At 66.5% G+C, this 26,832-nt stretch carries 24 protein-coding genes and 1 riboswitch; of the genes, 2 read left to right on the forward strand and 22 right to left on the reverse strand.

The window, feature by feature from the left end; all coding sequences use genetic code 11:
• The 6 genes from VGL40_14460 to VGL40_14485 all read right to left on the reverse strand — a co-directional run.
• A partial coding sequence (locus VGL40_14460; protein ID HEY3316464.1) for an amidohydrolase family protein occupies positions 1-736 on the reverse strand: 736 nt, incomplete at its 3' end.
• On the reverse strand, positions 720-1,658 hold the full coding sequence (locus VGL40_14465; GenBank protein HEY3316465.1) for an aspartate carbamoyltransferase catalytic subunit: 939 nt from the start codon (positions 1,656-1,658) through the stop codon (positions 720-722). The genes VGL40_14465 and VGL40_14460, both read right to left, overlap by 17 nt.
• A 161-nt stretch (positions 1,659-1,819) precedes the next feature.
• On the reverse strand, positions 1,820-2,380 hold the full coding sequence (pyrR, locus tag VGL40_14470; GenBank protein HEY3316466.1) for a bifunctional pyr operon transcriptional regulator/uracil phosphoribosyltransferase PyrR: 561 nt from the start codon (positions 2,378-2,380) through the stop codon (positions 1,820-1,822).
• A gap of 246 nt (positions 2,381-2,626) precedes the next feature.
• A complete protein-coding gene (locus VGL40_14475) occupies positions 2,627-2,956 on the reverse strand; it encodes a hypothetical protein (protein HEY3316467.1) in 330 nt (109 codons plus the stop codon).
• Positions 2,957-3,024: 68 nt separating this feature from the next.
• Positions 3,025-4,401 carry an argininosuccinate lyase gene (gene argH, locus VGL40_14480; GenBank protein ID HEY3316468.1) on the reverse strand — a complete coding sequence of 459 codons (1,377 nt, stop codon included), beginning with the start codon at positions 4,399-4,401 and terminating at the stop codon, positions 3,025-3,027.
• A 14-nt stretch (positions 4,402-4,415) separates the two neighbouring features.
• Complete coding sequence (locus tag VGL40_14485) at positions 4,416-5,687, reverse strand: argininosuccinate synthase (protein HEY3316469.1); 1,272 nt, start codon at positions 5,685-5,687, stop codon at positions 4,416-4,418.
• A 277-nt stretch (positions 5,688-5,964) separates the two neighbouring features.
• A riboswitch (cyclic di-AMP (ydaO/yuaA leader) is annotated at positions 5,965-6,098 on the forward strand.
• A gap of 97 nt (positions 6,099-6,195) precedes the next feature.
• Between VGL40_14485 and VGL40_14490 the strand changes: the two genes are divergently transcribed.
• On the forward strand, positions 6,196-8,136 hold the full coding sequence (locus VGL40_14490; GenBank protein HEY3316470.1) for an APC family permease: 1,941 nt from the start codon (positions 6,196-6,198) through the stop codon (positions 8,134-8,136).
• Positions 8,137-8,223: 87 nt separating this feature from the next.
• Here VGL40_14490 and VGL40_14495 read toward each other — a convergent pair whose 3' ends face one another.
• From VGL40_14495 to VGL40_14540, 10 genes are all read right to left on the reverse strand, one after another.
• Positions 8,224-9,147 carry an RluA family pseudouridine synthase gene (locus tag VGL40_14495; protein HEY3316471.1) on the reverse strand — a complete coding sequence of 308 codons (924 nt, stop codon included), beginning with the start codon at positions 9,145-9,147 and terminating at the stop codon, positions 8,224-8,226.
• A 1-nt stretch (position 9,148) separates the two neighbouring features.
• Positions 9,149-9,658: a signal peptidase II gene (lspA, locus tag VGL40_14500; protein ID HEY3316472.1), complete on the reverse strand. Its 510-nt coding sequence runs from the start codon at positions 9,656-9,658 to the stop codon at positions 9,149-9,151.
• Between the two features lie 57 nt (positions 9,659-9,715).
• Positions 9,716-10,435: a TraR/DksA C4-type zinc finger protein gene (locus VGL40_14505; protein HEY3316473.1), complete on the reverse strand. Its 720-nt coding sequence runs from the start codon at positions 10,433-10,435 to the stop codon at positions 9,716-9,718.
• A gap of 48 nt (positions 10,436-10,483) precedes the next feature.
• Positions 10,484-10,783, reverse strand: coding sequence for a DUF5665 domain-containing protein (locus VGL40_14510; GenBank protein HEY3316474.1), 300 nt, complete (start codon positions 10,781-10,783; stop codon positions 10,484-10,486).
• 136 nt (positions 10,784-10,919) lie between these two features.
• The gene (arcC, locus tag VGL40_14515; GenBank protein HEY3316475.1) at positions 10,920-11,873 is read right to left on the reverse strand and encodes a carbamate kinase; all 954 of its coding nucleotides are present in this window, start codon (positions 11,871-11,873) and stop codon (positions 10,920-10,922) included.
• Between the two features lie 39 nt (positions 11,874-11,912).
• On the reverse strand, positions 11,913-13,979 hold the full coding sequence (alr, locus tag VGL40_14520; protein ID HEY3316476.1) for an alanine racemase: 2,067 nt from the start codon (positions 13,977-13,979) through the stop codon (positions 11,913-11,915).
• Positions 13,979-15,037 (reverse strand): peptidoglycan bridge formation glycyltransferase FemA/FemB family protein, encoded by a 1,059-nt coding sequence (locus VGL40_14525; protein HEY3316477.1) that lies wholly within the window; start codon positions 15,035-15,037, stop codon positions 13,979-13,981. Before VGL40_14525 ends, alr begins: the two co-directional genes overlap by 1 nt.
• 237 nt (positions 15,038-15,274) lie before the next feature.
• Positions 15,275-15,781, reverse strand: a complete 507-nt coding sequence (locus VGL40_14530) for a DUF2889 domain-containing protein (GenBank protein ID HEY3316478.1) — start codon at positions 15,779-15,781, stop codon at positions 15,275-15,277.
• Between the two features lie 8 nt (positions 15,782-15,789).
• Positions 15,790-17,481: a long-chain fatty acid--CoA ligase gene (locus tag VGL40_14535; GenBank protein ID HEY3316479.1), complete on the reverse strand. Its 1,692-nt coding sequence runs from the start codon at positions 17,479-17,481 to the stop codon at positions 15,790-15,792.
• Positions 17,482-17,782: 301 nt separating this feature from the next.
• Positions 17,783-19,579 (reverse strand): sigma 54-interacting transcriptional regulator, encoded by a 1,797-nt coding sequence (locus VGL40_14540; protein ID HEY3316480.1) that lies wholly within the window; start codon positions 19,577-19,579, stop codon positions 17,783-17,785.
• Between the two features lie 204 nt (positions 19,580-19,783).
• Here VGL40_14540 and VGL40_14545 point away from each other — a divergent pair, with 204 nt between their 5' ends.
• Entirely contained in the window at positions 19,784-20,473 is a 690-nt protein-coding gene (locus tag VGL40_14545) for a response regulator transcription factor (protein HEY3316481.1), read from the forward strand.
• Here the strand turns inward: VGL40_14545 and VGL40_14550 are convergent.
• From VGL40_14550 to VGL40_14575, 6 genes are all read right to left on the reverse strand, one after another.
• On the reverse strand, positions 20,470-20,904 hold the full coding sequence (locus VGL40_14550) for a hypothetical protein (GenBank protein ID HEY3316482.1): 435 nt from the start codon (positions 20,902-20,904) through the stop codon (positions 20,470-20,472). The genes VGL40_14545 and VGL40_14550 overlap by 4 nt on opposite strands.
• A 243-nt stretch (positions 20,905-21,147) precedes the next feature.
• On the reverse strand, positions 21,148-22,758 hold the full coding sequence (locus VGL40_14555) for an amidohydrolase (GenBank protein ID HEY3316483.1): 1,611 nt from the start codon (positions 22,756-22,758) through the stop codon (positions 21,148-21,150).
• Between the two features lie 51 nt (positions 22,759-22,809).
• Positions 22,810-25,584: an isoleucine--tRNA ligase gene (ileS, locus tag VGL40_14560; protein HEY3316484.1), complete on the reverse strand. Its 2,775-nt coding sequence runs from the start codon at positions 25,582-25,584 to the stop codon at positions 22,810-22,812.
• Positions 25,585-25,697: 113 nt separating this feature from the next.
• On the reverse strand, positions 25,698-25,997 hold the full coding sequence (locus VGL40_14565) for a DUF167 domain-containing protein (GenBank protein HEY3316485.1): 300 nt from the start codon (positions 25,995-25,997) through the stop codon (positions 25,698-25,700).
• A gap of 26 nt (positions 25,998-26,023) precedes the next feature.
• A complete protein-coding gene (locus VGL40_14570; protein ID HEY3316486.1) occupies positions 26,024-26,497 on the reverse strand; it encodes a DivIVA domain-containing protein in 474 nt (157 codons plus the stop codon).
• 38 nt (positions 26,498-26,535) lie between these two features.
• On the reverse strand, positions 26,536-26,832 hold a 297-nt coding region (locus VGL40_14575; protein ID HEY3316487.1), incomplete at its 5' end, for a YggT family protein.

Below are 26,832 nucleotides of genomic sequence, written 5' to 3' on the forward strand. Positions count from 1 at the left end.
TCAGTTCAAGGGAGCGGGCCGTGGAGACGTGGGTGATGTGGACGTGGCCGCCGGTCATCTCGGCCAACAGGAGGTCCCGGGCGACCATGGCCTCTTCCGCCGCCTCGGGCATCCCCCTCAGGCCCAGAAGGGTCGACACGCGGCCGAGGTTGATCACCCCGTCGCCGGCCAGCGGCCGATCCTCGCAATGGGACATCACCGGCAGCTTGAACATCTTGGCATACTCGATGGCGCAGCGCATGACTTCCCCGTTCTGGATCGGGTGCCCGTCGTCGGAGATGGCCACCGCGCCGGCGGCCGCCATGTCGCCGATCTCGGCCAGTTCCTCGCCCTTCTGGCCCTTGGTGGCCGCCCCCACCGGGAAGACATTGACCACCCCGGTGGCCGCCGCCCGTTCCTTGACGAAGCTGACCAGGCTGGCCGAGTCGATCACCGGCTTAGTGTTGGCCATGGCCACGACCGATGTATAGCCACCCCTGGCCGCCGCCCGCGTCCCGGAGGCGATGTCCTCTTTGTACTCGAAGCCCGGCTCACGGAGGTGGGCATGGATGTCGATGAGCCCCGGGACGACCAGCTTGCCGCGGGCGCCGACGACCTTCGCCCCCTCAGCCGCCTCCGAGCTGCCGAGGTCCTTGCCGACCGCGGCGATCTTCTTGTCCTTGACCAGCACGTCCTGGACCGCGTCGACCCGGTTGGCCGGATCGATCACCCGCCCGCCCTTAATCAGCAGCTTCATCGATCGCCCCTCCCAGCAGGAGATAGAGGATGGCCATCCGCACGGCCACGCCGTTGGTGACTTGCTCGGTGATGGTGGAGTGGTCGCCGTCGGCGACCTCCGTGGAAATCTCGACTCCCCGGTTCATCGGGCCCGGGTGCATCAGCAGGTGGTCCTTCTTGGCCAGGACCAGGCGGGCCTGGTTGATCCCGAAGATCCGGGCGTATTCACGGGTGCTCGGGAAAAGCCCCCGCTGCTGGCGCTCGAGCTGCAGGCGCAGGACGTTGACGACGTCAGCGCCCTCGATGGCTTCTTCAACCCGGGTGTAGGCCTTGACCCCCATCTCCTCGATGTACGGAGGGATCAGGGTCGACGGGCCAGCCACGACGACCTCAGCCCCCATCTTGGTCAGGCCCCAGATGTTCGATCGGGCCACCCGGCTGTGGAAGATGTCGCCGATGATGGCCACCTTGAGCCCTTTCAGCCGGCCCTTCCTCTGGCGGATGGTGAACATGTCCAGGAGGCCCTGGGTCGGGTGCTCGTGCATGCCGTCGCCGGCGTTGATCACCGAGCAGTCAAGGACCTTGGATAGGTAGTAGCAGGAGCCGGAGATGGGGTGGCGCATGATGACCATGTCCATCCCCATGACCTCGACCGTCTTGGCCGTGTCCCGGAGGGTCTCCCCCTTGACCACGCTGGAGGTGGTCGTGGCGATGTTGACCGTGTCCGCGCTCATGTACTTGCCGGCCAGTTCGAAGGAGGTCCTGGTCCGGGTGCTCGGCTCGTAGAAGAGGGTCAGGACGGTCTTGCCGCGCAGGGTCGGGACCTTCTTGATCGGCCGGCTGAGGATCTCCTTGAGCGACTCGGCCGTGTCCAGGATCAGCTGCATGTCGGTGGTGCTCATCTCTTGGAGCCCAAGGATGTCCTTGCTCGACAGCCTCACTGGGAACACCTCGTTTCTGGGCTATTCCGGCGCAAAATGAAACCTCCCCACCGTAGATTGTCCGGGGGGGAGGTCGGGCACACGAAGCAGCTCGCGCTCGCCCTTTCCAGCCTCACCGGACCGAAGTCAAGGGCCTTGCGGTTCTCTATTTCACCGGGGCGTCAACCCTCGGCCTTTTCCATGATCATCACGCGGTCCGCGCCACCGTCGACCTCGGTCAGGTGGCACTCGATGACCTCGCGTTTCGAGGTCGGAACGTTCTTGACCACGTAGTCGGCCCGGATGGGCAGCTCGCGGTGACCCCGGTCAGTCAACACGGCCACCTGGATCATCGCCGGCCGGCCCAAGTCCATCAGGGCGTCGAGGGCGGCCCGGATGGTCCGGCCGGTGTAGAGGACATCGTCGGCCAGGACGACGGTCTTGCCGGCGATGGGCACCGGCACCTCGGTCCGGTGGACCACCGGCTGTTCGGTCCGGGTGGTCAGGTCGTCGCGGTAGAGGGTGATGTCGAGGACCCCCACCGGTACCCGGCTCCCCTCGATCTCCTCGATAATCGCCGCCAGTCGCTGGGCGATGGGGACCCCCCGACGCCTGATGCCGATGAGGATGAGGTCCTGGGTGCCCTTGTTCCGCTCGATGATCTCGTGGGCGATACGGACCATCCCCCGGCGGATCGCTTCCGCGTCCATGATCTGGGCCTTCTCAACGAGGTTGATGCTCATGACGTCCCCTCCCGCTGGGTTTGTCGGGACCGCGCCCGGGGGCGGCGCTCCGCTCGGTCCGTTACGAGTATGTCCCGGAACTCCCGGAACCGACCCTGGAACCGCCGGGGCCGGACGGCCTGTCCGCCGGCCGGGCACAAAAAAGCTTCTTGCCGAGCGGCAAGAAGCGGCCTCACGTACAGGCGGGTGCTCCTTAGCCGGTCTCGCCGGACCTGGCTTATAAGGAACCCTTCGTTCAAAAGTATCTTAGCAGAAGTGGGATGGACTGTCAAACGGTTTCTCGGATTCGGTGTCGTGAGATTCGGTTTCTTGGATTCGGCTGCCGTCCTCCTCCAGGGCCTCCAGCACCGGCGACTCGTGGTGGTTCTTTCGCAGCGGGATCTCGCGGATGAAGACGGTCGCCAAGCTCTGCCGGATGGCCAGCCTGAACTGGTTGAAGAGGGCCTGGCCCTGGGCCCCGAAGGCGGCGAACATCCCCTTGATCTGGGTCGTCACCTGGGGCGCCAGGAGGATCTCCGGATCCGAGAGCTTCGACAGCTGGGCGGCCGGGATGGCCTTGGCCAGGACGGCCGGCATGTTGGCCTTCAGCGCGCTGAAGAAACGACCCCGCCCGGGACTCCGCTCGGGGGTGTGACGGGCTGAGTTCAGCCGGCGCCAAGTCGCCGCTTGGCGGCGGCGATCTGTTCGGCCACCCGCTCCGGCGCGGCCCCACCGGCCGAAGTCTTGGCGGCCGCGGCCGTCTCCGGCTTGACCGCCTCGACGATGTCGGCCTCGAAGGCCTCGGAGAAGCCGCGGAAGTCGGCCAGATCGAGGTCAGTCAGGGAGCGGCCGCGTTCCAGACAATGCAGGACGAGCCGGCCGACCACCTCGTGGGCCTGGCGGAAAGGCATCCCCCGGCGGGCCAGGTAGTCGGCGACCTCGGTGGCCGTAGAGAAGCCTCCGCCGGCGGCGTCGGCCATCACCTTCTCCTTGACCTGAAGGGTGGCCAGCATCCCGGCGGTGACCTCGAGGACGGCCTCGATGGTGTCGACGGCCTCGAAGACGGCCTCCTTGTCCTCCTGGAGGTCGCTGTGGTAGGCCAGGGGGAGGCCCTTGACCGTGCTCAGGAGGCCGACCAGGTTCCCGAAAACCCGCCCGGCCTTGCCCCGGACCAACTCGGCCACGTCCGGGTTCTTCTTCTGGGGCATGATGCTGGAGCCGGTGGCGAAGGCGTCGTCCAGCTCGACATACCCGAACTCGGCCGTCGACCAGAGGACGATTTCCTCGCCGAGCCGGCTGAGGTGGACCATCAGGATCGACGCGTCGGCCAGGAATTCGAGGAGGAAGTCGCGGTCGGAGACGGCGTCGATGCTGTTCTCATAGATTCCAGCCAGGCCGAGCTCGTCCGCGACCATCCCCCGGTCGATCGGGAAGGACGTCCCGGCCAGGGCCCCGGCGCCGAGGGGCGACTGATCCGTCCGGTTCAGGCAGCCGGCCAAGCGGGCGTGGTCCCGCTCGAGCATCCAGAAATAGGCCATCAGGTGATGGGAGAAGAGGATCGGCTGGGCCCGCTGGAGATGGGTGTAGCCCGGCATGACCACGCCCAGGTGCTGCTCGGCCCGGTCGACGATGACCCCCTGGACCCGGCGGACCCAGGCGATCACCCCGGCCAGGACCTCCTTCATGTAGAGGTGCATGTCCAGGGCCACCTGGTCGTTGCGGCTGCGGGCGGTGTGCAAACGGCCGCCGGCCGGGCCGATCAGCTCGGTCAGGCGCCGCTCGACGTTGGTGTGGATGTCCTCCAGCTCGGGCCGCCAGGGGAAGGTCCCGCCGGCGATCTCCACCTCGACTTGGTCGAGACCGCCGAGGATGGCCGCCACGTCGGCCTCGGAGAGGATCCCGCACCGGCCGAGCATTCGGGCGTGCGCCCGGCTTCCCTGGAGGTCCTGCGGATAAAGACGCCGGTCAAAAGAAAGAGAGGCCGTGAAACTCGCGGCCCTCTCGTCGGCGTTCTTGCGAAACCGTCCGCCCCAAAGTTTCAAGGGAACACCCCCCGCTACTCGCCGGCCACAACGCTCTGGGCCGGGTGGCTCCCCCGCTTCCCCTTGGCGTTGACGCTGGCGAAGACGCGGGTCGGCAAACCCCATATATCGATGAAGCCCTTGGCCGCCTTGTGGTCGAAGGCGTCGCCCTTGTCGTAGGTGGCCAGCTTGAAATCGTACATCGAGGCCGCCGCGCGCCGTCCGACCACCGCGCAGGTGCCCTTCTGCAGCCTCACCCGGACCGTCCCCGAGACCGTCCGCTGGGTCGAGTCGACAAAGGCGTCGAGCGCCTTCATCAAGGGTGAGTACCACAGGCCGAAATAGGCCAACTCGGCATACTTCTGCTCGATCCCCGGCTTGAAATGACCGACCTCGCGCGGCAGGCAAAGGTCCTCGAGGTCGCGGTGAGCGGTCACCAGGACGGTCGCCGCCGGGCACTCGTAGTTTTCCCGCGACTTGATCCCGACGAGCCGGTTTTCGATGTGGTCGACCCGGCCGACCCCGTGGGCCCCGGCGAGCTTGTTGAGGCTCTCGATCAGCTCGACCGGCCCCATGGTCTGCCCGTCGAGGGCGACCGGCACGCCGGCCTGGAAGGTGATCTCGACGTAGCGCGGCTGGTCGGGGGCCTTGACCGGATTCACCGTCCAGGCGTAGATCTCCTCCGGGGGCTCGACCCAGGGGTCCTCGAGGACGCCGCACTCGATGCTCCGGCCCCAGAGGTTCTCATCGATGCTGTAGGGGTTGCGCTTGCCGACCGGGATGGGGATGTCGTGGCGCTTGGCGTAGTCGATCTCTTCCTCCCGGGACATGACCCACTCGCGGACGGGGGCGATCACCTTCAGGTCCGGGTTCAGGGCGGCCACCGACACGTCGAAGCGGACCTGGTCGTTGCCCTTGCCGGTGCATCCGTGGGCGACGGCGTCGGCCCCTTCCTCTTCGGCCACCGCCACCAGCAGCTTGCAGATCAGCGGCCGGGACAGGGCCGATGAGAGCATGTAGCGCCCCTCATAGACCGCGTTGGCCTTGAGGGCCGGGAAGACGTAGTTCCTGGCGAACTCCTCGCGGGCGTCGATCATGTATGACTTCTTGGCCCCGATCTTGAGGGCCTTGGCCTTGATGAACTCGAGATCCTTCCCCTCGCCCACGTCGACGGACAGGGCGATGACTTCCGCGTCATACCTCTCCTTCAACCAACGGATGGCGATCGACGTGTCGAGACCGCCGGAATAAGCCAGGACTACCTTCTTCAACCGATGTCCCTCCCCTTGCTTCAGGTGGCCGTCCATGCGCGGAGCGGCCGAACTACAGGGTCACTAGACGATATGCCGGATATGTCTCTGATTATACCTCCATGCGCATATTTATGCAATACCCTTGAGCTGGTCTTCCGGTTATGGATTGCCTGGAAGAAGCGAATCGCCCGACTTCGCGCCGGTGCCCATGCTCGCGCGCCGGCACGAGTCGACAGTGAAAAGGTCGCGCCACCGCCGGTGCCCGCCGACCGATGGCCAAAGCGACTGCTAGCCGCCGTTTACACGGCGTCCATTCGGTACTATACTGAAAACTTGTGAAGCGCTGAATCCATTCATGGAACGGGGGACCCACTACTCGGGGTGAATCCCGCCTGACGGCGGCTAGGGCGTCTTCGACCGCCCGAACCCGGCAGCTAACCCCGTAAGCGTTTGGTCGAAGGAGCCGCCCCACGAGAGCCGTGGACGACCCCTTTCGGGGTCGTCTTTTTGCGCCCTTGAGGCCGGCCGGCGCCGAAGGCGGCGGTGAAAGGAGTATCCTAACGTGTCAAGTCCAGCCTACGAACTGACCAGTCGGGCCCGGCGGGTCCTTTTCGGCCGCCCCAAGCGCACCGACCAACAGCACCGCGAGCGCCTGAGCATTGGTTCGGCGCTGGCCGTCTTCAGCGCCGACGGCCTGTCCTCAGTGGCCTACGCCACTGAGGAGATCCTCTACATCCTCATCGCCGCGGGGACGGCGGCCACCGTCTATTCGCTGCCGATCGGCCTGGCCATCGTCGCCCTGGTCCTCATCGTCGCCCGGTCGTACTCGCAGACGATCCGGGCCTATCCTTCGGGCGGGGGGTCGTACATCGTCTCCCGGTCGAACCTGGGCACCCTCGCCGGCCTGACGGCCGGCGCCGCGTTGCTCATCGACTACATACTCACCGTGGCTGTCTCGACGGCCGCCGGGATCGCCGCCATGGTTTCGGCCGTCCCGGCCCTCCGCGGCCACGAAGTGGTCCTCGAACTTCTGGCCATCTGGGTCATCGCCCTCGTCAACATGCGCGGGGCGAGGGAGTCAGGGTTCATCTTCTCCATCCCTACCTATGCCTTCGTCATCAGCACCCTCGTCCTGATCGGCTTCGGTCTGCTCAAGGTGCTGGGGGGTGACTGGCATCCGGTGATCAGCCCCGCTTTCGGCTTCGGTTTCGGCAACGCGGACTTCCGAGCCGCCACCAACGGCGTCACCCTCCTCCTGATCCTGCGGGCCTTCTCCTCCGGCTGCACCGCCCTAACCGGCCTGGAAGCCGTGAGCAACGGGGTTCAGGCCTTCCGCCCCCCGGAGACGAGGAACGCCATCGTCACCATGAACCTCGAGCGGACCTTGCTGTACACGATGTTTGCCGGGATCACCCTCCTGGCTTTCGGGTTTGGAGCCCTGCCGCGGGAGGGCGAGACGGTCATGAGCCAGATCGCCCGGACCGTCTTCGGGCGCCAGAACCCCCTCTACTACGTGATCCAGGCGGCCACGGCGATGATCCTCCTCCTCGCCGCCAACACGGCCTATGCCGATTTCCCCAGGCTGACCGGGTTCATGGCTCGCGACGGCTTCCTCCCGCGGCGCTTCGCCAACCGGGGAGACACCCTGGTCTACAATTACGGGGTCACCCTCCTGGCTCTCCTGGCCTCGGTCCTGGTGGTCGTCTTCCGCGGCAGCACCCACCTCCTGATCCCCCTTTACGCGGTCGGCGTCTTCACCGCTTTCACCTTGTCCCAGACCGGGATGGTCGTGCATTGGGTCAAGGAAGCGCGCAAGACCGGTGAATCGCCGTGGATCCATTGGTGGTCGCTGGCCGTGAACGCCCTCGGGGCCGTCCTCTGCGCCATCGTCCTGGTGATCATCGGCGTGACCAAGTTCACCCACGGAGCCTGGATCGTCCTCGTCCTGGTCCCCCTGATCGTCGCCTTCGCGCTGCGGGTCAAGGGCTACTATGTGCGGTTCAAGCAACGGGTCGGAAGCCTCCTTGACGAACACCTGACGATGGACGACGCCCGCCGGGTCAAGACCGTCCTGACCATCGGCCGGCTCAGCCCGGTCATCGACCACTCCCTGAGGGTCGCCCGCCGGATCTCGCCCGACATGACCGCCGTCTACGTGGCCGTCGACCCCGAGGATGGCGATCGGATCAAGGCCAAATGGGACTTGAAGCGCCACCATGGGGTGCCCCTGGTCGTCCTCAACTCGCCGTATCGGGAGGTGGTTGGGCCTCTTCGGAATTACCTCGACGGTCTACGGGCCGCCGACCCCGGGGCGCTGATCCAACTCTTGGTGCCGATCGTCGTCACCAACGAGCCCTTTGACGCCTACCTCCACAACGGCACGGCCGACCTCATCCTCCGGGAGTTCCGTTACACCGAGGGGGTCATCGTCACCATCGTCCCGTTCTATGTGGACATGCGGCCGCGAGCCGAGCACGCCCTGGCCCCCGCTCGCCACTCTTGAGTCGCCCAGACGAATGAGTTCCCTGGTAAGTCAAAGACCGCCCGATGTCGGGCGGTCTTCTCTTTAGCTCCCAGTCTGGGCAGGCGCTCAGCGTTGCCCCCGCAGCCATCCCACGAGGGTCTCGAAGTCGCCGGGCGGCTCGCGGGTGAAGGTCATCTCCTCGCCCGTCCGCGGGTGGCGGAAGCTGATCGACCAGGCGTGCAGGGCCTGCCCCTCGACGAAGGGAACCTTCTTCTTGGGGCCGTAGACCGGGTCGCCGAGGACGGGGTGGCCGATGAAGCTGAAGTGGACCCGGATCTGATGGGTCCGACCGGTGTCCAGTTCGGCCTCGACCAGGGTCGCCCGGGGGAAGCGTTCTCTGACGGTGAACCTGGTCCGGGCCGGACGTCCCCCCTCGACCACGGCCATCCGCTTGCGGTCGACGGGGTGTCGGGCGATGGGGGCCTCGATGACGCCGCGGTCGTCCTTGATCCCGCCCGAGACCACCGCCAGGTAGCGGCGCTTCAACCGGCGGTCCTTGATCTGCTCGGCCAGGGACAGGTGGGCCTGATCGGTCTTGGCCACGACCAAGAGGCCGGTGGTATCGCGGTCGAGGCGGTGGACGATGCCGGGGCGGATGACGTCGTTGATCCCCGACAGGTCCTTGCAGTGGCGAAGGAGGGCGTTGACGAGGGTCCCATGGCCGTGCCCGGCCGCCGGGTGGACGACCATCCCCCGGGACTTGTTGATCACCAGGAGGTCGGCATCCTCGAAGACGATGTCCAGCGGGATGTCCTCGCCGACCACCTGGAGCGGCTCCGGGGCGGGGACCGCGACCCGAACGGCGGCCCCGGCGGCCAGCTTGCGGCTGGCCTTGACGGTTTCGCCGTCGACGGTCACCCGTCCCTCGTCGATCAGGCGCCGGGCGTGGGAGCGGGTCAGGTCGGCCTCCGGCCGGGAGGCCAGGAACTGGTCGACGCGCAGCCCGTCGTCGCCGGGGCCGGTGATGAGGTCGATGGTGCGGGCCGGCATCCTAGGTCTCCCCTCCCCCGCCGCTTGGACGGTCCCCGGCGAGCGGGCCCCCGTCCGGGGCGCGGATGATCAAATAGGACAGAATCAGTACCCCGACCACCAGTGAGCTGTCGGCGACGTTGAAGACGGGCCAAACCCGGAGGTCGAGGAAGTCGACGACGAGGCCGCCTCTCAGGCGGTCCCAGAGGTTTCCGAGGGTGCCCCCGAGGATCAGCCCCAGGGTCGCCGCATAGACGGCGCCCATCCGGACCAGCCGAGGGCCGAAGACGACGATGCCGACGACCACTACCAGGCCGACGACGACCAGGAAGCCGGTCTTGTCGGGCAAGAGGCTGAACGCCGCCCCGGGGTTGCGGACATAGGTGAGATGAAAGACCCCCGGAATGACGGGGATCGATTGGAACTCGGCCATCTTGCGAACGACGATGGCCTTGGAGAGCCGATCGAGGACGATGACGGCCAGGGCCACAAGACCAAGCGGTAGCCACGATGCCTTTCCCAGTGGTGACACCCTTTCCGGTGGCGGTCTGCCATCCTGGTTCATTCTACCACGCCCCGGAAGAGCCCTTCAATCCTCGAGCTTCGAGCCGGGCGGCCGGACCAGCCCGCGGCGGCGCGCGTCCAGAATGGGCTCGCCCTTCTCGTCGACCAAGCCCTCGGCCTCTTCGACCGTCCCGTCTGGTTCTTCGGCGTCCCCGAAGACGTTCCCGGTGAGATCCCGCCCCGGCGTGTCCTGGGGACCGCTGGCCGTCCCATAGCGGGCCACCGCCTGCCAGGTGTCCTCACCGTCGAAAGCCACCCCATCCTTGTCCCCTGTCCAGCTCCGGCCGAAGGGCGGGTAGAGGACGTCCTCCTCGACCGGCCGCGGGTGCGGATCCGGAAGGCCGTCGGTCTCTTTCTGGCACTCGACGCACCGGGTGGATTCCGGGGCCACCCTGAGTCGCTCCGGATCGATCGGCCGGCCGCAGACGTCGCAGACTCCGTAAGTTCCTTCATCCAGTTTCTCGAGGGACCGCCCGATCCGGTCGAGGAAGACTTCCTCGTTGCCGATGAGACCGAAATCCTTCTCCCGCTCGAAAGTCTCCGTGCCGAGGTCGGCCGGGTGGTTGTCATACGACGACAGTTCCTGGACCGAGGACTGTTCGCCCTCATCGAAACTGCGATGGACGATGGTGTCGCGGATGCCCCGGAACTCGCGTTGTTGGTCGAGGAGGCGGCGCCGGACGGCCTCGGGATCGAAGGCCCCAGGCCCGGCCGCGGGCCGCTGATTTGGTCGGTCACCGTTCATGAACGTATCCCTCCGGTTGGTCGGTAGGCTTTGGTCTTGAGCCGCCCTTCACTGGCCGAGCTTGATGTTGACGATCCGGACCAGCTCGGCGATGAGGTTTCCAATATAGGGCAGCCTGGCCAGGAGCGGTCTCTGCAGAAGATAGAGGACGACCCCGGTGATCAGGGTGAAGCCCATGGCCACGCCAAACCCGCGGGCGACCCCGCCGATGAAGTTGACGTAGAGCAGCCTCCAGGGGTGCTGGAGGAGGTACACGTACTCCGCCAGCTTCATCTTCTCCATGCTCTCGGAGAGCTTCTCGACCTTCCGGATGAGCCGCTCGACCAGTCCGTTGTCGATCTGGGCCATGGGTTGCCTCCCGCCCCGTGCGGTCGCAAGACAAGGCTATTATGCCCGTCGGACGGAAGGACGGCAAAAGCCGGCCCCCAACCGGGCCGGCTGCAACGAACTTTCCTGGCCTTCATATCGGCGCCGAACGCGCCCGTCAGACCTCGACCACCGTCCCGGCTTCTCCCCGGGCCGCGCGGTCGGCCTCGGCCAGGGCTCCGATGACCGCCCGGCGACGGCTCCCGCCCCCGCCGGCCGACTCCACGAAGCGCAGGGCCGCCTCGACCTTCGGCTTCATGCTCCCCGCCTTGAAGTGACCCTCGACCAGGTAGGCCCGACCCTCGGCCGGCGTCATCCGACGAAGAAACCGCTGAGCAGGCCGGCCGTAGTCAACGGCCACCCCGGACACGTCGGTGAGGATCAAGAGCACGTCGGCGTCGAGGTCGGCGGCCAGGCGCATGGCCGCCAGATCCTTGTCGATGACCGCTTCGACCCCCTCGAGCCGGCCATCCCGCAGGGTCACCGGGATGCCGCCACCGCCCGAGGCGATGACCAGGGCCCCCGAGGCGACCAGCGCCTTGATGGCCGGACCTTCGACGATGGCCTTGGGTTCGGGAGACGGCACGACCCTGCGCCAGCCGCGCCCGGCGTCCTCGATCATCTTGAAATCGTGTTCGGCCATCAGTCGCTGGGCCCTTTTCTCGGTATAGAACGGACCTATGGGCTTTGACGGGTTCTGAAAGGCCGGGTCGGTCGCGTCCACCAGGGTCTGGGTGACCAGGGCGACGACCGGCCGGTCCACCCCGGCTTCCCGCAGCTTGTTGCCCAGGGCCTGTTGGATCATGTAACCGATGAAGCCCTGGCTCTCCGCGCCGCAGGCGTCGAGAGGCATGGCCGGGGCGACCTTGGCGGCCTCCTCGTTCTGGATCAGGATGTTGCCCACCTGCGGGCCGTTGCCGTGAGTCATGACCACCTTGTAGCCTTGACGGAGGAGTCCGACGATCGGGTCACAGGAGGCGTAGACGCCCTCCATCTGTTGACCGAAGGTTCCCTCCTGCCCGGCCTGAAGGATGGCATTCCCGCCCAGGGCGACGACGATCAGGTGGCTCAATCATCAATCCTCCCCCACTCAGCCATAGCGCTAATAGCGCTATGAGATCTTCCCCGGTGTGTGGCGGCGACGCTTCGGCCCGCGGAGGGACTTCTTCTTGCGGGCGCCGAAGGGGCGCTTGGCCGCATCGGCCGACCCCTCGGCCGTTTGCTCCTGGCCGTCATCCGAGGGGTGGAGACGGGACAGTCTCTCGCCGGTCAGGATCGTCGGCGGGGCGGTCTCAGCGGGCTGGGCGGCCCATGGGCGCTCGGGTTCGCCGGCGGCCTCGAACTCCTCATGGACGCTGGGCCGGGTTGCCCCGTTCTCAGGGCCATCCCAGGACCCGATGGTCTCCCAGGTCACGCCGGCCTCTTCGGCGGGCGCGGCGGGCGCTCCGGGCTTGGCCGGCGCGGCGGGCTTGGCCGGCGCGGCGGGCTCGACTGGCGCGGCGGGCTCGACTGGCACGGCGGGCTTGGCCGGCGCGGCGGGCTTGGCCGGCGCAGCCTCGCGGATCCGCCGCGGTTCCTCGCGGCTAGCGAGGTGGTCGGCAACTGTCTCTTCAGGAATCCCGATGGAAGCGGGCTCTTCGATCGGCTCGGTGGTCTCCCTGGCCGCTTCCCAACGGCCCTCGCCGGGCCCCAGCGGCACGGCGGGCCGCCATGGCCGGTCATCCGGCTGCTTCTTGTCCGGCCGGGGCTGGGTCCGTCCTTCGGGCCGCGGCCCCCGGCTCGGTCGCTCGACCTGGGCCTCGCGCCGTTCTTCGCTCGGCTCACCACCGCGGGATCGCCGGCGGCGACGCGATCCTTCACCCGGGCGCCCCGCCGCCTGACCCTGGCCGCGGGCCTGAGCCTGTCCTTGCGCCGGGCCGCGGGCCGGACCCTGGGCCTGAGCCCGCGGGCCCTCGGCCGTCTTGGCCACCGCTACCTGGCTCTTGACCGCCGAGGCCAGGGACCCGACGTAGACTCGGGGGACCCGCTCCGCCACAATGACTCGTTTGGCCGATAAGGTGGCGACGTCGCCGGCTTCCACGCCCGGGATCCTGGTGACATCGACCGTGCTGGTCTGCATGCCCACTCTTCCGACGACCGGGGCTTCTTTGCCCTTGATGATCACCTCGGCCCCGAAGCGGGCCGATCCCAGGTACTGCAGGACCTCGCGGGCCAGTGACCGTCCCAACTGCCCGAGATTGGCCGGGCGCTTGACCGGGCAGACCCGGAACCCCTCGGCCAGCCCCACCGGCAGGACGGCGACGACCATCTCCCGGCGGGCCACGTAGTCTCGGCCGTAGCCGATGGTCTCACCGCGCCTGACGGCCTTGGTATGGACCACCCGGGCCTTCCACGACCAAGCGGGCCGCAGGTCCAGCTTGACCGCGGGGACCCCGACCGGGCATTCGCCGTACATCAAGTTGCCCACCCGAACTAGGTCCATCCGGCTGTCGGGGAGGGTCACCAAGGCCTCGCTATTGGCCATGTGCTTGAGGGGGATCTTCACCCCGTCGGCCTCGATCCGGGCCACCGCCTCATGGAAGGCGGCCAACTGTCGCCGGGCATAGCTGAGGTCGGCTTGGAAGGCGTTGGCGAAGTGACTGTAAACGCCCTCGACCTCGAGCCACTCCAGGTCCCTGAGGTGGGCGACGAACTCCGGGGCCTCCTCGAAGCGCACGCCCAGGCGTCCCAGGCCGGTGTCAATCTTCACGTGGACCCTCGTCCTCTTCTTCAGGCGCCGAGAAAGCTCGTCCAATTCTCGGGCGACGGCCATCGAACCGACCGTCGGGGTCAGGTTCTGCCGGATCACTGCGGCCGATTCCTCGGGCAGGATCGCCCCCATCACCAGGATGGGCGCTCGGATGCCGCCCCGGCGGAGTTCGGCGCCTTCCTCGACCGTGGTCACCCCGATCCAGCCGGCTCCGGCCCTTAGAGCCGTGCGGGAGACGGCTAGGGCGCCGTGTCCGTAGGCGTTGGCCTTGACCACGGCCATCATCGCCACTCTCGGGCCGACCAGCTTCCTGACTTCTCCTAGATTGTGGGCCAGGCTATCGAGATCGACTTCCACCCAGGTCGGCCCGCGCATGGTGCCGACCGTGGCCGCCCTTGCCTCTGGCCCGCGGCCGCTCTGCACTAGCATCACTCCTTATTGCCTCCAGTAGCCCGCCGTCGGAGACCCGCGATCTTTGATCGGGTGCGGCGGTAAAGCGGCTCACCCCAGTTCCACATCCAGTAAACGAGGGGTGAGAAAACCAGGTCGTACTCACCAATGAATTCGGTGAACTGGCCGGAAAAGCCTTTTTTGAAACGATACAGCCCGTAAAGCGGGTTGTTCGGGTCGAGGTCCCCCGAGACCCCCCGGAAGTCATACATGACACAGCCCGATTCCTTGGCCCAGCGGATCATCTCCCACTGGAGAGCGTAGTTGGGCATGACCTCGCGGGCGTCGTTGGCCGAGGCCCCATAGATGTACCAGGCCTTATCCCCGAAGATGAAGGCCAGGGTCCCGGCGATCATCCGGCCCTCGAGCTCGGCCACGAAGAGCCGGGCCAAGCCCCGTTCCACGAGGTGGTCCCAGAGGTCGGTGAAGTAGTCAAAGGACCGGACCAGGAAACGGTCGCGTCTCGCCGTCTCCAGCAGGATCCGGTAGAACTCGGGCAGGTCGGCCCTGACGGCCACCCGGACGGCGACCCCCTTGCGCCCGGCCAACCTGATGTTGTAACGGGTCTTCGAGGCGAAGTCGGCGAAGAGGTCGTCGAGGGACTTCTCCAGGGCCAGCCGGAAGACGAAGCGCGGCTGGACGCCCTCGAAGTCGGCCCCCCGATCGTTGAGGCCGAACCCCCGGCTCTTCAAGTGGTCCCGGACGTCCTGGCGGTGGGCCTCCACATCGGGATCGATCTTCCACATGATCGCCCGGTTCTCCGGGGCCAGCCGGCGCACCTGGGTGATCAGGCAGTCGAAGGCTTCAGTGTCGCGGTAGTCAAGGACGGGTCCGCGGGGCGAATAGAAGATCGTCCGTCCGACGTAGGGCAGGTCTCTCCGGAGGATGGAGACCGCTCCCCTGGGCCCGGAACGGTCTTCGACCAACAGCCTGATCGGGGTCCAGCCGGTCTTGGCCTTGATCTCGCCCCACTCGTAGGATTGCAGAATGTGCCCTTTCTGAGCATGGGCGACGTACTCGTCGTATCGGTCGTGCATTTCGGGCGTGACCCGGACGGTTCGCAAACGGTGTCCTCCGTTCCAAAGCGGCCAAAATCACTTAGCCCCCCGGTGGGAGGCTCCATAGCCCATTTTCTCTTAAGTTGCCCGCAAATACAAGGGAAAAGTGGCATGAGCGGAAAAAACCGGGCAGGATCGGCCCCGCCCGGCCATTGGAACATGATCGTCATAGATCGTCCGGCACTCTCAGCCCGCCACCCTCCCCGGGGTCGTGAGTCAGGCCGGCAGATCGTTTCCCGAGCCTCGGTGATAGGCCGCGCAGGTGTCCGGCAAGAGCTGGCAGCCGAGGCTCTGAATGTCCTGGAAGACCCGCCCCCGCAGTTCCCCGGAGGGTACCCCCTGGCTCCGGTAGGCCTCGGTCAGCCTCATTTCCTCGATCCTGGCCATCGCCGGCATGTAGGCCCGGAAGATCTCGACCACCAGGTCGACCAGATGGGTGCAGCCGGTCGGCCCGCCCAGAGCGGTGGCGACCCTCCGCGAGGATCCCGGGCCGATGGCGAAGCCCGTGAGCTTGCTCACGTTGGCCAGGGGGCCGCGGCAGACCTCACCGTACGGGGTCCGGGCCATGGCGGCGTAAGCTGAGGTCACGGCGGCGGTCTGCCGGTTGACCGTCAACTGAGCGTCAAAGAGGTGGTTCTCGTCCTCGAACTGCCCATGGACGAGGAGGTCGCCGCCCGGCAACTCCTGGGCGGTCACGGTGGTCTTGCGACAGAGAATGATCATGGCTGGCCTCAGGCCGGTTTGGCGACCGTTCGCTTCGCTTTCTCTTCCTCGACGAGGGCCCGCCGGAGGACCTTACCGACCATGGTCTTCGGCAGGCTTTCCCGGAACTCGACCAATCGGGGCGCCTTGTACTTGGCCATCCGCTCCCGGCAGAAGTCGATGATTTCCTCGGCGGTGACCTTCTCCCCCGGCTTGACCACGACATAGGCCTTCACCGTCTCACCCCGGTACTCGTCGGGCACGCCGGCGACGGCGGCCTCGAGGACCTTCGGGTGCTCGAAGAGGACCTCCTCGACCTCGCGCGGATAGATGTTGTACCCGCCGGCGATGATCATGTCCTTCTTCCGGTCGACGATGGCGAAATAGCCCTCCTCGTCGACGGTGGCCACGTCTCCGGTGTAGAGCCAACCCTCCCTCAGGGTCTTGGAAGTCTCATCGGGCCGGTTCCAGTAGCCCTTCATCACCTGCGGCCCGCGGACGCAGAGCTCACCCACCTCGCCGAAACCCAGTTCCTTTTGGCCGGTCTCGAGGTCGACGATCTTGCAGTCGGTGTCCGGCCAGGGGAGGCCGATCGTCCCAATCTTGTTCTTGCCCCAGATCGGATTGGTGTGGGTGACGGGCGAAGACTCGGACAACCCGTAGCCTTCGACCAGGCGCCCGTGGGTGATCGCCTGGAACTTCTGCTGGACCTCCACCGGCAGCGGCGCCGAACCGCTGATGCAGGCCCTGACCGAGTCGAGATGGTACTTCCCGACCTCGGGGTGATTGTTGAGCGCCACGTACATGGTGGGGGCCCCGGGGAAGAAGGTCACTTTGTAGCGGTGGATGGCCTTCATCGCGTCGAGGGCGTTGAACCTCGGCAGGAGGATGACGGGGGCCTTCATCAGGGCCCCGAAGTTCATGCAGGTGGTCATCCCGTAGGAGTGGAACAGCGGCAGCGCGGCCAGGATGACCTCCCCGGCGTCCCGCCCCTCGACGTCCCACTCGCGGCACTGGATGGCGTTGGCGACAAGGTTCCGATGGGTCAGCATGGCCCCCTTGGAGATGCCGGTAGTCCCCCCGGTGTACTGGAGGATGGCCGTGTCCTCGGCCGGATTCACCTTCAGGTCGGGCGGGCTGGCCCCGTGCCGGCTGAGGACATCCTTGAACGAAAGGGCCCCGCTGCCCTTGGGGCGGCCGATGGTGTGCCCTTCCTTCCTGGCCTTGACCGGATAGAGCAGGTTCAGCGGGAAGGGCATGTAGTCGGCCATCCCGGTCAGGATCACCCGCCTCAGGGGGGTGTTCCGGCGGACCTTGTCGACGCGTGGCCACAGTTGGTCCAAGACGATGATCGTCTCGGCCCCCGAGTCGACCAGTTGGAACTCCAGCTCCCGCTCGACATACAGCGGGTTGGTTTGGACGACGATACCGCCGGCCCTCAGCACCCCATAGTAGGAGATGACGTACTGCGGGCAGTTGGGGAGCATGATCGCGACTCGGTCGCCTTGCTTCACCCCCATCGTCCTCAGGGCCGTGGCCAGACGAGCGACTTGTTCTCCGAGCCAACCATAGGTGAACTGACGATTGAGGAAGATGAGTGCGGCTTTGTCTGCTTTGTCCCTGGCCGCGGTCTCGAGGAAACTGTAGACCGGCACATCCGGGTAATCGAGGCTCCGCCGGATGTTCTCCGGGTAGGACTTGTGCCAGGACCGCTCCTCCACCGCGAATCCCTCCCGTTCTAACTTTGCGGACATTTCATCTTTTTGCAAAGAGTGTGCCGGACAGCCGGCTCGGAACGCCGGACCGAAGACTAATTCTAATGTCCAGCTAAGGTGGTCTTTCCGACGGCCCGCACCGGTTGGAGGAGGCGACCAACAAGACAACAGGTGTCTTCTTTCGAAGACACCTGTCCTGTTTAGCGGTCTAACCCTATAAAAACTGGGCTTCTTACCGGAAGGCTCGCGCTGCCGGGGGTCGGCCTTTCCGACCGGCGGCCCGGGTGGTCGTGGACTCGGCGACGGATCAGCCGCCCGCCTCGCCCACGCTCCGGTTCAGGCCGTACTCGGCGATCTTCTCGTAGAGATGAGACCGGCTTATCCCCAGTAGTCTGGCGGCCTTGGCCTTATTCCCCCCGGCCTTGCGGAGGGCGTCGACGATGGCCTGCGTCTCGGCTCGCGCGACCGCGTCGCGGTAGCCGAGGAGTTCCTTAGTCCGAGCCGATGTCCCACCCGCCTCGAGCTTGGCCGCCAATTGCGCCGGCAGGTGTTCCACCCCGATCTGCTCGATGGCCCCCAGGTTCATCGCCCGCTCGATGACGTTTTCGAGCTCCCGGACGTTACCGGGCCAGTCGTACTCGCGGAGAACGGCGGCGGCTTCCGGGGTCACCCCACCGACCCTCTGCCCGAGGACCTCGTTGAACTTCTCGACGAATTTGTGGGCCAGGGGCAGGACGTCCTCCCGCCGTTCCCGCAGGGGCGGGATGGTCAGGGTGACGACGTTGAGCCGGTAGTATAGGTCGCGCCGGAAGTCGCCCCGCTCGACCATGGCCTCGAGGTCGTGGTTGGAGGCGGCGATGATCCTGACGTCGGCGTGGATGGTCGAGGTCCCCCCGACCCGCTCGAACTCTCGTTCCTGGAGGACTCGAAGGAGCTTTGCCTGGAGCGAGGGGGCCATGTCCCCGACCTCATCGAGGAAGATCGTTCCCCCCTCGGCCAGTTCGAACTTGCCCGGCTTGCCGCTCCTGCGGGCGTCGGTGAAGGCCCCGCCGGCGTAGCCAAAGAACTCGGACTCGAGGAGAGGGTCGGGGATGGCCGCGCAGTTGACCTTGATGAACGGACGGCCGTGGCGAGGTGATGAGTTGTGGATGGCCTGGGCGAAGAGCTCCTTGCCCGTTCCCGACTCGCCCAGCAGGAGAACGGTGGCGCTGCCCCTGGCCGTTTGCTCGGCCAGCGCCTTGAGACGTTCCATGGGCCCGTTCCGAGTGACGATGCTATCGGTGGTGTAGCGGGTCCCGTTCAGCCGGTCGAGCTCGTTCCGGTAATAGGCCAGCTGACCCTCGAGCGTGTCCATCCGGCGGACGGCCTCGCGCAACTGGTCGATGTTCTTGAAGATGGCCTTGCCGACGGCCCCGATGGGCCGGCCGTCCTCGATGATCGGCAGGCGAGAGACGATGAACCGCTGGCCCCGGACCTCCTGGACGTGCCCGAGCTCGGGGACCCCGGTCTTGGCCACCACATGCAGCCTGGTGTTCTCGATGATCTCGGTGATCTGCCGGCCGACGACCGCTTTGGGCTCGACGCCCAGGAGGTCGGCCATGGGCCGGTTGATCATCGTCACGTAGCCCCGCTCATCGACGACCACCAGTCCATCGTAAGCCATCTCAAGGACCGTCTCCAGCGCTTTCTTGTGCTTCATCATCGAGTCGTATTCCCCGCGGAGCCGGTCGCACTCGGCGAGGAGGGCGCGAACCACGTCGGCCTTGGTCAGCAGGCCCAAGGGGCGGCCGCCCTCGGCCACGACGGCCTGGCCGACCCGGCTGTCCTTGGCCATCACCGCGACGTCCTCCAGGTCCGAATCGGGGTCCACGGTGACCACGGTCGGGGTGTAGAGCCCTTCAATCGGCGTGTCCAGCGGGCGATCGGCCAACAGTCCGCCATAGAGACCGGAACGGGTGAAGATGCCAATCACCTGTCCGCTCTGGTCGACGACGGGGGCGGCATCGACCCGCCCGTCCCGGAAGACGCGGACGGCGTCGCGGAGAGTCTCTCCGGTCTTGAGGAAGAGCGGCTTCGAGCCCTTGATCATTTCTCTGACCAGCATGTCTCCAGTGGCCCCCAGGACGTTTCGTTGACTGGCTGATTGCCAGACTGTTGGGAGTAGTTCGGCGCTTTGGTCCTAAATCCTGCAAAGCTGCCGATTTACCTGGCTCGGTTGGCATTCCGAAGGGGTCGGCCATAGTATATCGGGAGGTCCCCCGACCTGACGCAGATGGCCGCGGGCCAAGCCAAGCCGGCAGGTGAACCCATGGAAAGGATCAAGGTCCTAATCGCCGACCGAAACCCGTTGTTGAAGCAGGGCATGCGGAAGCTTTTCGAGCAGGACCAGAGCATCGACATCGTCGGGGAGGCCGCGACCAACGACGAACTGGTCGAGAAGTGTCTGGCCTTGAACCCCGACATCGTCGTCACCGACGTCAACCTGAGCGGCATGTCCGCCGTGGAAGCCATCAAGCAGATCAAGCGGGAGCGGCCGACGGTCGAAGTGATCGTCCTGACCATGCAGAACAACCGGGAGTACATCTTGGAGACGCTGAAGGCCGGGGTTATCGGCTATATCCTCAAGGACGTCGGCAGCTCCGAGCTGATCCGGGCCATTCAGGTCGGTTCGACGGGCAAGTCCATCCTCCACCCGCGAATCGCCACCAAGCTCGTCCAGGAGATCACCAGGTTGGCTGAGCGCAGCCCGTCCCCCGGGCGGCCGGGCGACCCGACCGTCGGCCGCCTGACCACGCGTGAGCGCGAGGTCCTCGTCCTGGTCGCCCGGGGCCTGACCAATCTGGAGATCGCCGAACGGCTTTTCATCAGCGAGAAGACAGTTCGGAACCACATCTCGAACTTCCTCAGGAAGCTCAAGTTCCGCCACCGGACGCAGGCCGCCATCTACGCCATCAAGACCGGGCTGGTCCGCCTGGACGAACCGCTGCCCCCGGGCTAGCCGGAGTCCTGCCCGCCGGTCAAGAGGCCATCGAGTTCGGCGGCCAGCTCGGCGTCAAGGACCAGCATCGGCCGGATGAAAAGGCTCCAGGAGAACTCCCAGTCGGCCGGCGACAAGCGCCCCTCCGTGGGCGCTCTTCTCTGGCACCGGCGCAGGCGGGCCTCCAGGGCGGCCCGGGCCAGGCGCCGCTTGCGGAGCAACGGGTGGACCCTGGCCGTCAGGTTCACCGCGGCGCGCCCCTCGGTCAGCCGGTTCAACTGGGCCATGCCTCTCTGGACGGTTTCCTCCTTGGCGTCGCAAAGGCAGGCCATCATCCGCATCGCCCGCCAGGACGATTCCCTCATCTCGCCGACGGTCACGGGCAACAGCGACAGGGTTGCGGCGAGCAAGTCCGCCCGGACGCAGACGGCCGGCAATATCCGCCGCCGCAACAAGTCGGCGACCTTCCCATCGACGCCATCGGGCCTCAGCCCGTGCGCCGCGACGGAAGGTCGCCCTATTCTTGCTTTCCTGATTCGATCCAAACCCGTCCCCCCAAGCGTCGGCTCTCGCCGCGTTACATAATACGCCGGGGGAAAGCGTCAAAGCTGGGGCTTATGATTCGTTTTTGCTGCGGACGGTGGCCCGCCGTGCGGGGGTCCCGGGGCGCCTCCCGGCCCACCCGGGACAGACACCTATGACCGCGAAAAGGCCACCCGCCCGCCGACCACGGTCATCTGCACTTGGAGGTCCTTGAGCTCGCCCCCCGGGACGTCCCGCGGATCCCGCCGCAAGATGGCCAGGTCGGCCAACTTCCCCGGTTCGATCGAGCCCTTCTCCGTCTCTTCGAAAGCGGCGTAGGCGCCACCCAGAGTGAATAACCGGAGGGCCTGATCGACAGAGAGTCTCTGTTCGGGCAGCCAACCGCCCTCCGGACGACCGTCCAGGTCCTGCCGGGCGACCGCCGAGTAGAGGCCGAGGGCCGGGTTCAGGGGTTCGACCGGACAATCCGAGCCGCCGGCCACGTGCACTCCCGCCTCGATGAAGGTCTTCCAGGCGTACGACGTCTGGATCCGTTCCGGCCCGACCCTCTTCTCGGCCCATCGCATGTCGGTGGTGATGAACTTCGGCTGGATGTCGGCCACCACTCCCAGGGCCGCGAACCACCGGAACTGGTCAGGCCGCATCACCTGGCAGTGAATGATCCGGTGGCGATGGTTCGGCCGGGGGATCTCCGTCAGGGCCTGGAGATAGGCGTCGAGGGTCAGCTCGATCGCCCGGTCGCCGATGGCGTGAGTGGCCAACTGAAGTCCGTGCCGATGGGCCTGGCGGACCCGCTCCCTGATCTCCCCGGCCTCGAGGACCGGGATGCCCTGACTTTGCGGGTTGTCGCTGTAAGGCTCGCCGAGGACCGCCGTCGACGCGCCCAGCGACCCGTCGGCGAAGAGCTTCGTCGCCCCTATCTTGACGTAGTCGTCGCCCGAGCCGGTCTTGAACCCGGCCGCCTCGAGCTCATCCAAATGTTCGTAGGCCACGTCGATAGAAACCCGGAAGGGCAACCCCTCGCGGCCGAGAGACCGGCGGTAGAGGTCGTAGACCGGGGCGAAGCCGACGCCCCTGGTGTCCTCAGTGTGGACCGAGGTCACTCCGACCGCCAAGGCCCGCTCGACGGCCAGGCGCAGCGCCCGCTCCAGCCGTTCCCGACTGGGCCCGGGCGACTTCAGGAGGCCCTTGGCCGTCTCCCGGAGGATGCCCGTCGGTTCGCCGGACTCGCCCCGGTCAATCCGCCCTCCGGGCGGATCGGCGGTCTCCCGGGTGATCCCCGAGTGCCTCAGGGCGGCGGTATTGGCGACGAGGACATGTCCACAGCTCCGGACCAGCGACACCGGCCGGTCGGGGGCCGCCAAGTCGAGATCATCGCGGGTCGGATATCGCCCCTCGGCGAACCGGTCCTGGTCCCACCCACGGCCGAAAACCCAGTCCCCGGCCGGTAGGGCGGCCGCCTCTTGCCGGACCAGCCGGACCACTTCGGCGATGGACCGGACCCCGTTGAGGTCCAGGTTGTCCAGGGACAGCCCGAAGCCGAGGAGGTGCAGGTGGCTGTCGATGAAGCCGGGAACGACGGTCATCCCTCCGAGGTCGATGGCCGGTGTGCCGGGGCGGGCCGCCCGCCGCACCACTTCGTCGGAGCCGACCGCCTTGATCCGGCCGTCCTGGGCCAGGACGGCCGTGGCCCCCTCGACTTCCGGCGAGAGGCTGATTACCCGACCGTTGTAAAGCCAGAGACTGCCATCAGCGCCAGCCACCGTGTCTCCCCCCTGCCGCCCTCTGATCGCTCCCGGCCGACGGCCGGCGAGTCAGGAAACCGCCGACCGACAGCGCTCGCATAGACCGGGGTGGTCCTTGTCCCGACCGACGGTTGGGCTGTATGTCCAGCAGCGCTCGCACTTGGCCCCGGCCGCCCGGCGGACCATCACGGCCAGCTCTGGTCGGCGCTCGCCGGTCAGGGCTTCCGGCTCGGGCCGTGCGCCCGCCGGGGCCAGGGTCACCGCCGAGACGATGAAGACTGTCGCCAGCTGGTCGTGGAACTCCTCGAGCAGCGAGCGGTCCTCGCCCTCGGCCCAGATGACCGTCTCCGCCTCCAGCGCGTTCCCGATGGCTTTGGCCTGACGGGCGGCCTCCAGGGCTTTCAGGACGTCCTCCCTGATCACCAGGAGGCGTTCCCACTTCTCTCCCAGCTTCGCGTCGACGAACTCGGGCCGCACCTTGGGCCAGTCGGCCAGCTGCACCGAGGCTGGCCGGTCAGGATCGGCCGGCAGGTAGTCCCACATCTCCTCGGCCGTATAGGTCAGGATCGGGGCGACCAGGCGGACCAGGGCATGGAGGATCTCGTGAAGAACGGTCTGGGCCGCTCGGCGGGCCCGTGAGGCGGCCTTTGCGGTATACAGCCGGTCCTTGAGGACGTCGAGGTAGAAAGCGGACATGTCGAGAACGCAGAAGTTGTGGACGTCGTGGTAGACCAGGTGGTATTCATAGTCCTGGTAGGCCTGGCCGACCCGACCGATGAGGTCCTGCAACCGATGGAGGGCGAAGCGGTCGATCTCCTCCAACTGGTCGTATGGCACGCGGTCCGCGGCCGGGTCGAAGTCGTAGAGGTTGCCCAGGAGAAAACGGGTCGTATTGCGGATCTTCCGGTAGACTTCGGCCATCTGCTTCAGGATGTCGTCGGAGACCCGGACGTCGTCCTTGTAGTCGGAGGACGATACCCAGAGGCGGAGGATGTCCGCCCCATACTGCTTGATGACCTTCTCCGGATAGATCACGTTGCCCAATGACTTGGACATCTTCCGGCCCTCGCCGTCGACGACGAAGCCGTGGGTGAGGACCGCCCGGTAGGGGGCCTGGCCGCGGGTGGCCACGGCGGTCAGCAGGGACGATTGGAACCAACCGCGGTGCTGATCCGAGCCCTCCAGGTAGAGATCGGCCGGCCAAGTGAGCCCAGGCCGGGTGGCGAGGACGGCAAGGTGGCTCGACCCCGAGTCGAACCAGACGTCCATGATGTCCGATTCCTTGCGGAAGCTCCGACTCTCGCAGGACGGGCACTTGACCTCCGCGGGGAGGATCTCGGCGGCGTCCTTGGTGAACCAGGCGTCCGAGCCCTCTCGGCGGAAGAGATCGGCCACGGCGGCGATGGACTCCTTGGTGACGATGGTCTCCCCGCAATCGGCGCAATAGAAGACGGGGATCGGCACGCCCCACACCCGCTGCCGAGAGATGCACCAGTCCTGGCGGTCGGCGACCATGTTGTGGATCCGTTCACGACCCCAGGTCGGGATCCACCGGACCGAGTCGATGGCCGCGAGGGCTTCGCCCCGGAAGCCTTCGACCGAGGCGAACCACTGCTCGGTGGCCCGAAAGATGACCGGGCTCTTGCACCTCCAGCAGTGGGGATACTCGTGGCGGATGAAGTCGAGCTTGAGCAAGGCCCCGCGGCGTTCGAGTTCTTCGGCGATGGGCTTGGAGGCGTCCTCGTAGTAGAGGCCGGCGAACTGGCCGGCGGCGGCAGTGAACTTGCCGTCGTCGCCGACCGGGTTGAGCACCGGAAGGCCATATTTCCGGCCGACTTCGAAATCTTCCTGGCCGTGACCCGGGGCCGTGTGGACGCATCCGGTGCCTTGTTCCAGGGTGACGTGCTCACCGAGGATGAGGACCGAGTCCCGGTCGACGAAGGGATGGCGGCACCTGGCCCCCTCGAGGGACCGGCCGGGGAAGGTCTTCTCCACCGTCACCTGGCCGAGGCCGATCGTCTTCATGAACTCCTCGACCAGCTCCCGGGCGATGACCAGGCGGCCCTTGTCGGTCTTGATCAGGGCATACTCGAGGTCCGGGTTGAGGGCGATGGCCAGGTTGGCCGGCAGGGTCCAGAGGGTCGTCGTCCAGATGACGACGGAGGTGTCTTCCGCCGGGATGACCCCCTTGCCGTCGACCACCGGGAACTTCACGTAGACCGAGGGCGAACGCTTCTCGGCATATTCGATCTCCGCTTCGGCCAGGGCGGTCTGGTCGACCGGGCACCAGTAGACCGGCTTCAAGCCCTTGTAGATGAAGCCGCGGCGGGCCATTTCGCCGAAGACCTCGATCTGTCGGGCCTCGTATTCCGGCTTCAGGGTCAGGTACGGGTTCGCCCAATCGCCGCGGACCCCCAGCCGCTTGAATTCGGCCAACTGGATGTCCTTGTACTTCAGGGCGAAGTCGCGACAGCGGGCTCTGAGCTGCACCGCGGTGACGTCCTCGCGCCTCAGCCCCTCGACCTTCATCGCTTGTCGTTCGATGGGCAGGCCATGGGTGTCCCATCCGGGCACGTAGGGCGAGTCGTAGCCCTCCATGGTCCTGAACTTGACGACGATGTCTTTGAGGATCTTGTTCAACGCCGTGCCGATGTGGATATCCCCATTGGCGTACGGGGGGCCGTCGTGGAGGATGAACTTGGGTTGGCCGGCGCGGGCCGCCGTCACTCGGCCATAGATGTCCAGGCCGTCCCACTTCTTCTGGATCTCCGGCTCCCTGGCCGGCAGGTTGGCCCGCATCGGGAAGTCGGTCTTCGGCAGATTCAAGGTCTGACCGTAATCCAAGGCTGTGCCCTCCGATTCGGGTCTTGTAGCGTCTCACGCCAGAATAAGAAAACGGCTCGACCGCTCGAGCCAGGTATGCCGGACATTCAGTTGCCCCATCGGCCGGTCGCCCGTCATCCTTCCCGGCTCAACCGCGAGACGGCGTCAGCCACGGCTTCTTGGGTGATCCCCGTGACGAGGACTCGTTTCTGGCGTGAGGTCTCGCCGGCCACCAGGGTGACCTGGGAGCGGCGGACGCCGAGCCAGTCGGCCACGGTCACCAGGAGAGCCCGGTTGGCCTCCCCTTCCACCGGCGGCGCGGTCACCCTGACGACGAGGGCCCCCCCCCGTGTCCCGCCGACCTTCGACCGGCTGGACCGCGGCTGCACGCGGACGGGGACCACCACTCCGTCCGCGACCTCTCGAAGCTGCACTCCGGGGCCCCCGGGGCCGGGGTCGCTCAATCTTCGGCCCTGGCCGCCTCGCCCGGCTCCTCCCGTCCCAACTCCTCGAGCTGGGCCAGGATCATGCCCCGGAGCTTCATCCGGAAGGAGGCTGCCTCCTTGCGGGTGGACTCGTAGTCGCGGGCGATCCGGGAGGCCTCCTCGCGGGCGGCGGCGATCTTCTTCTCCGCCTCACCCTGGGCCGCCTTAATAATCAGGTCGGCCTCGTGCTTGGCGTTGGCCTTGACCTCTTCGGCTGTCGATTGAGCCACGACGAGGGTGTTGTTGAGGGTCTCCTCGATCCGCTTGAACTGGGCGATCTTCTCCTCAGCTTGGCCGAACTCGGTCTTCAGCCGGTCAATCTCGCGGAGCATTTCTTCGTAGTCACGGACCACCTGATCGAGAAACTCGTCCACTTCTTCTTCGCTGTATCCGCGGAACGACTTGCGGAACTCCTTGTTATGGACGTCAAGCGGCGTCAGGACTGGCATCTGACCACCTCCGAAAGGGTTGACGAGAGCTACGCGGTCTACCAGCCGGCTCGGGCGAGCAGGCTAATCAGGATTTTGACGATCCAATCGACGAGGAAGATGGCGATGATCGGCGAAATATCGAGTCCGCCGAGGTCGGGAATGAGCCGGCGGATGGGCTGCAGGATTGGCTCGGTGGCTCCGTGGGCGATCCGATAGAGCGTGCCCAAGAAGTCGCGCCTGCCCCTCGACCGCGGCAAGACCCAGTCGATGACGATCCGGATGATCAGGGCCCAGAAGAAGGCCACTGAGAAGAGGCGCAAGGCACTGATCAGGACGTCGCTCACCATCGGTCG

It is taken from the genome of Bacillota bacterium (genome assembly GCA_036504675.1).
Classification (GTDB): Bacteria; Bacillota; Sulfobacillia; order JAJYWN01; family JAJZPE01; genus DASXUT01.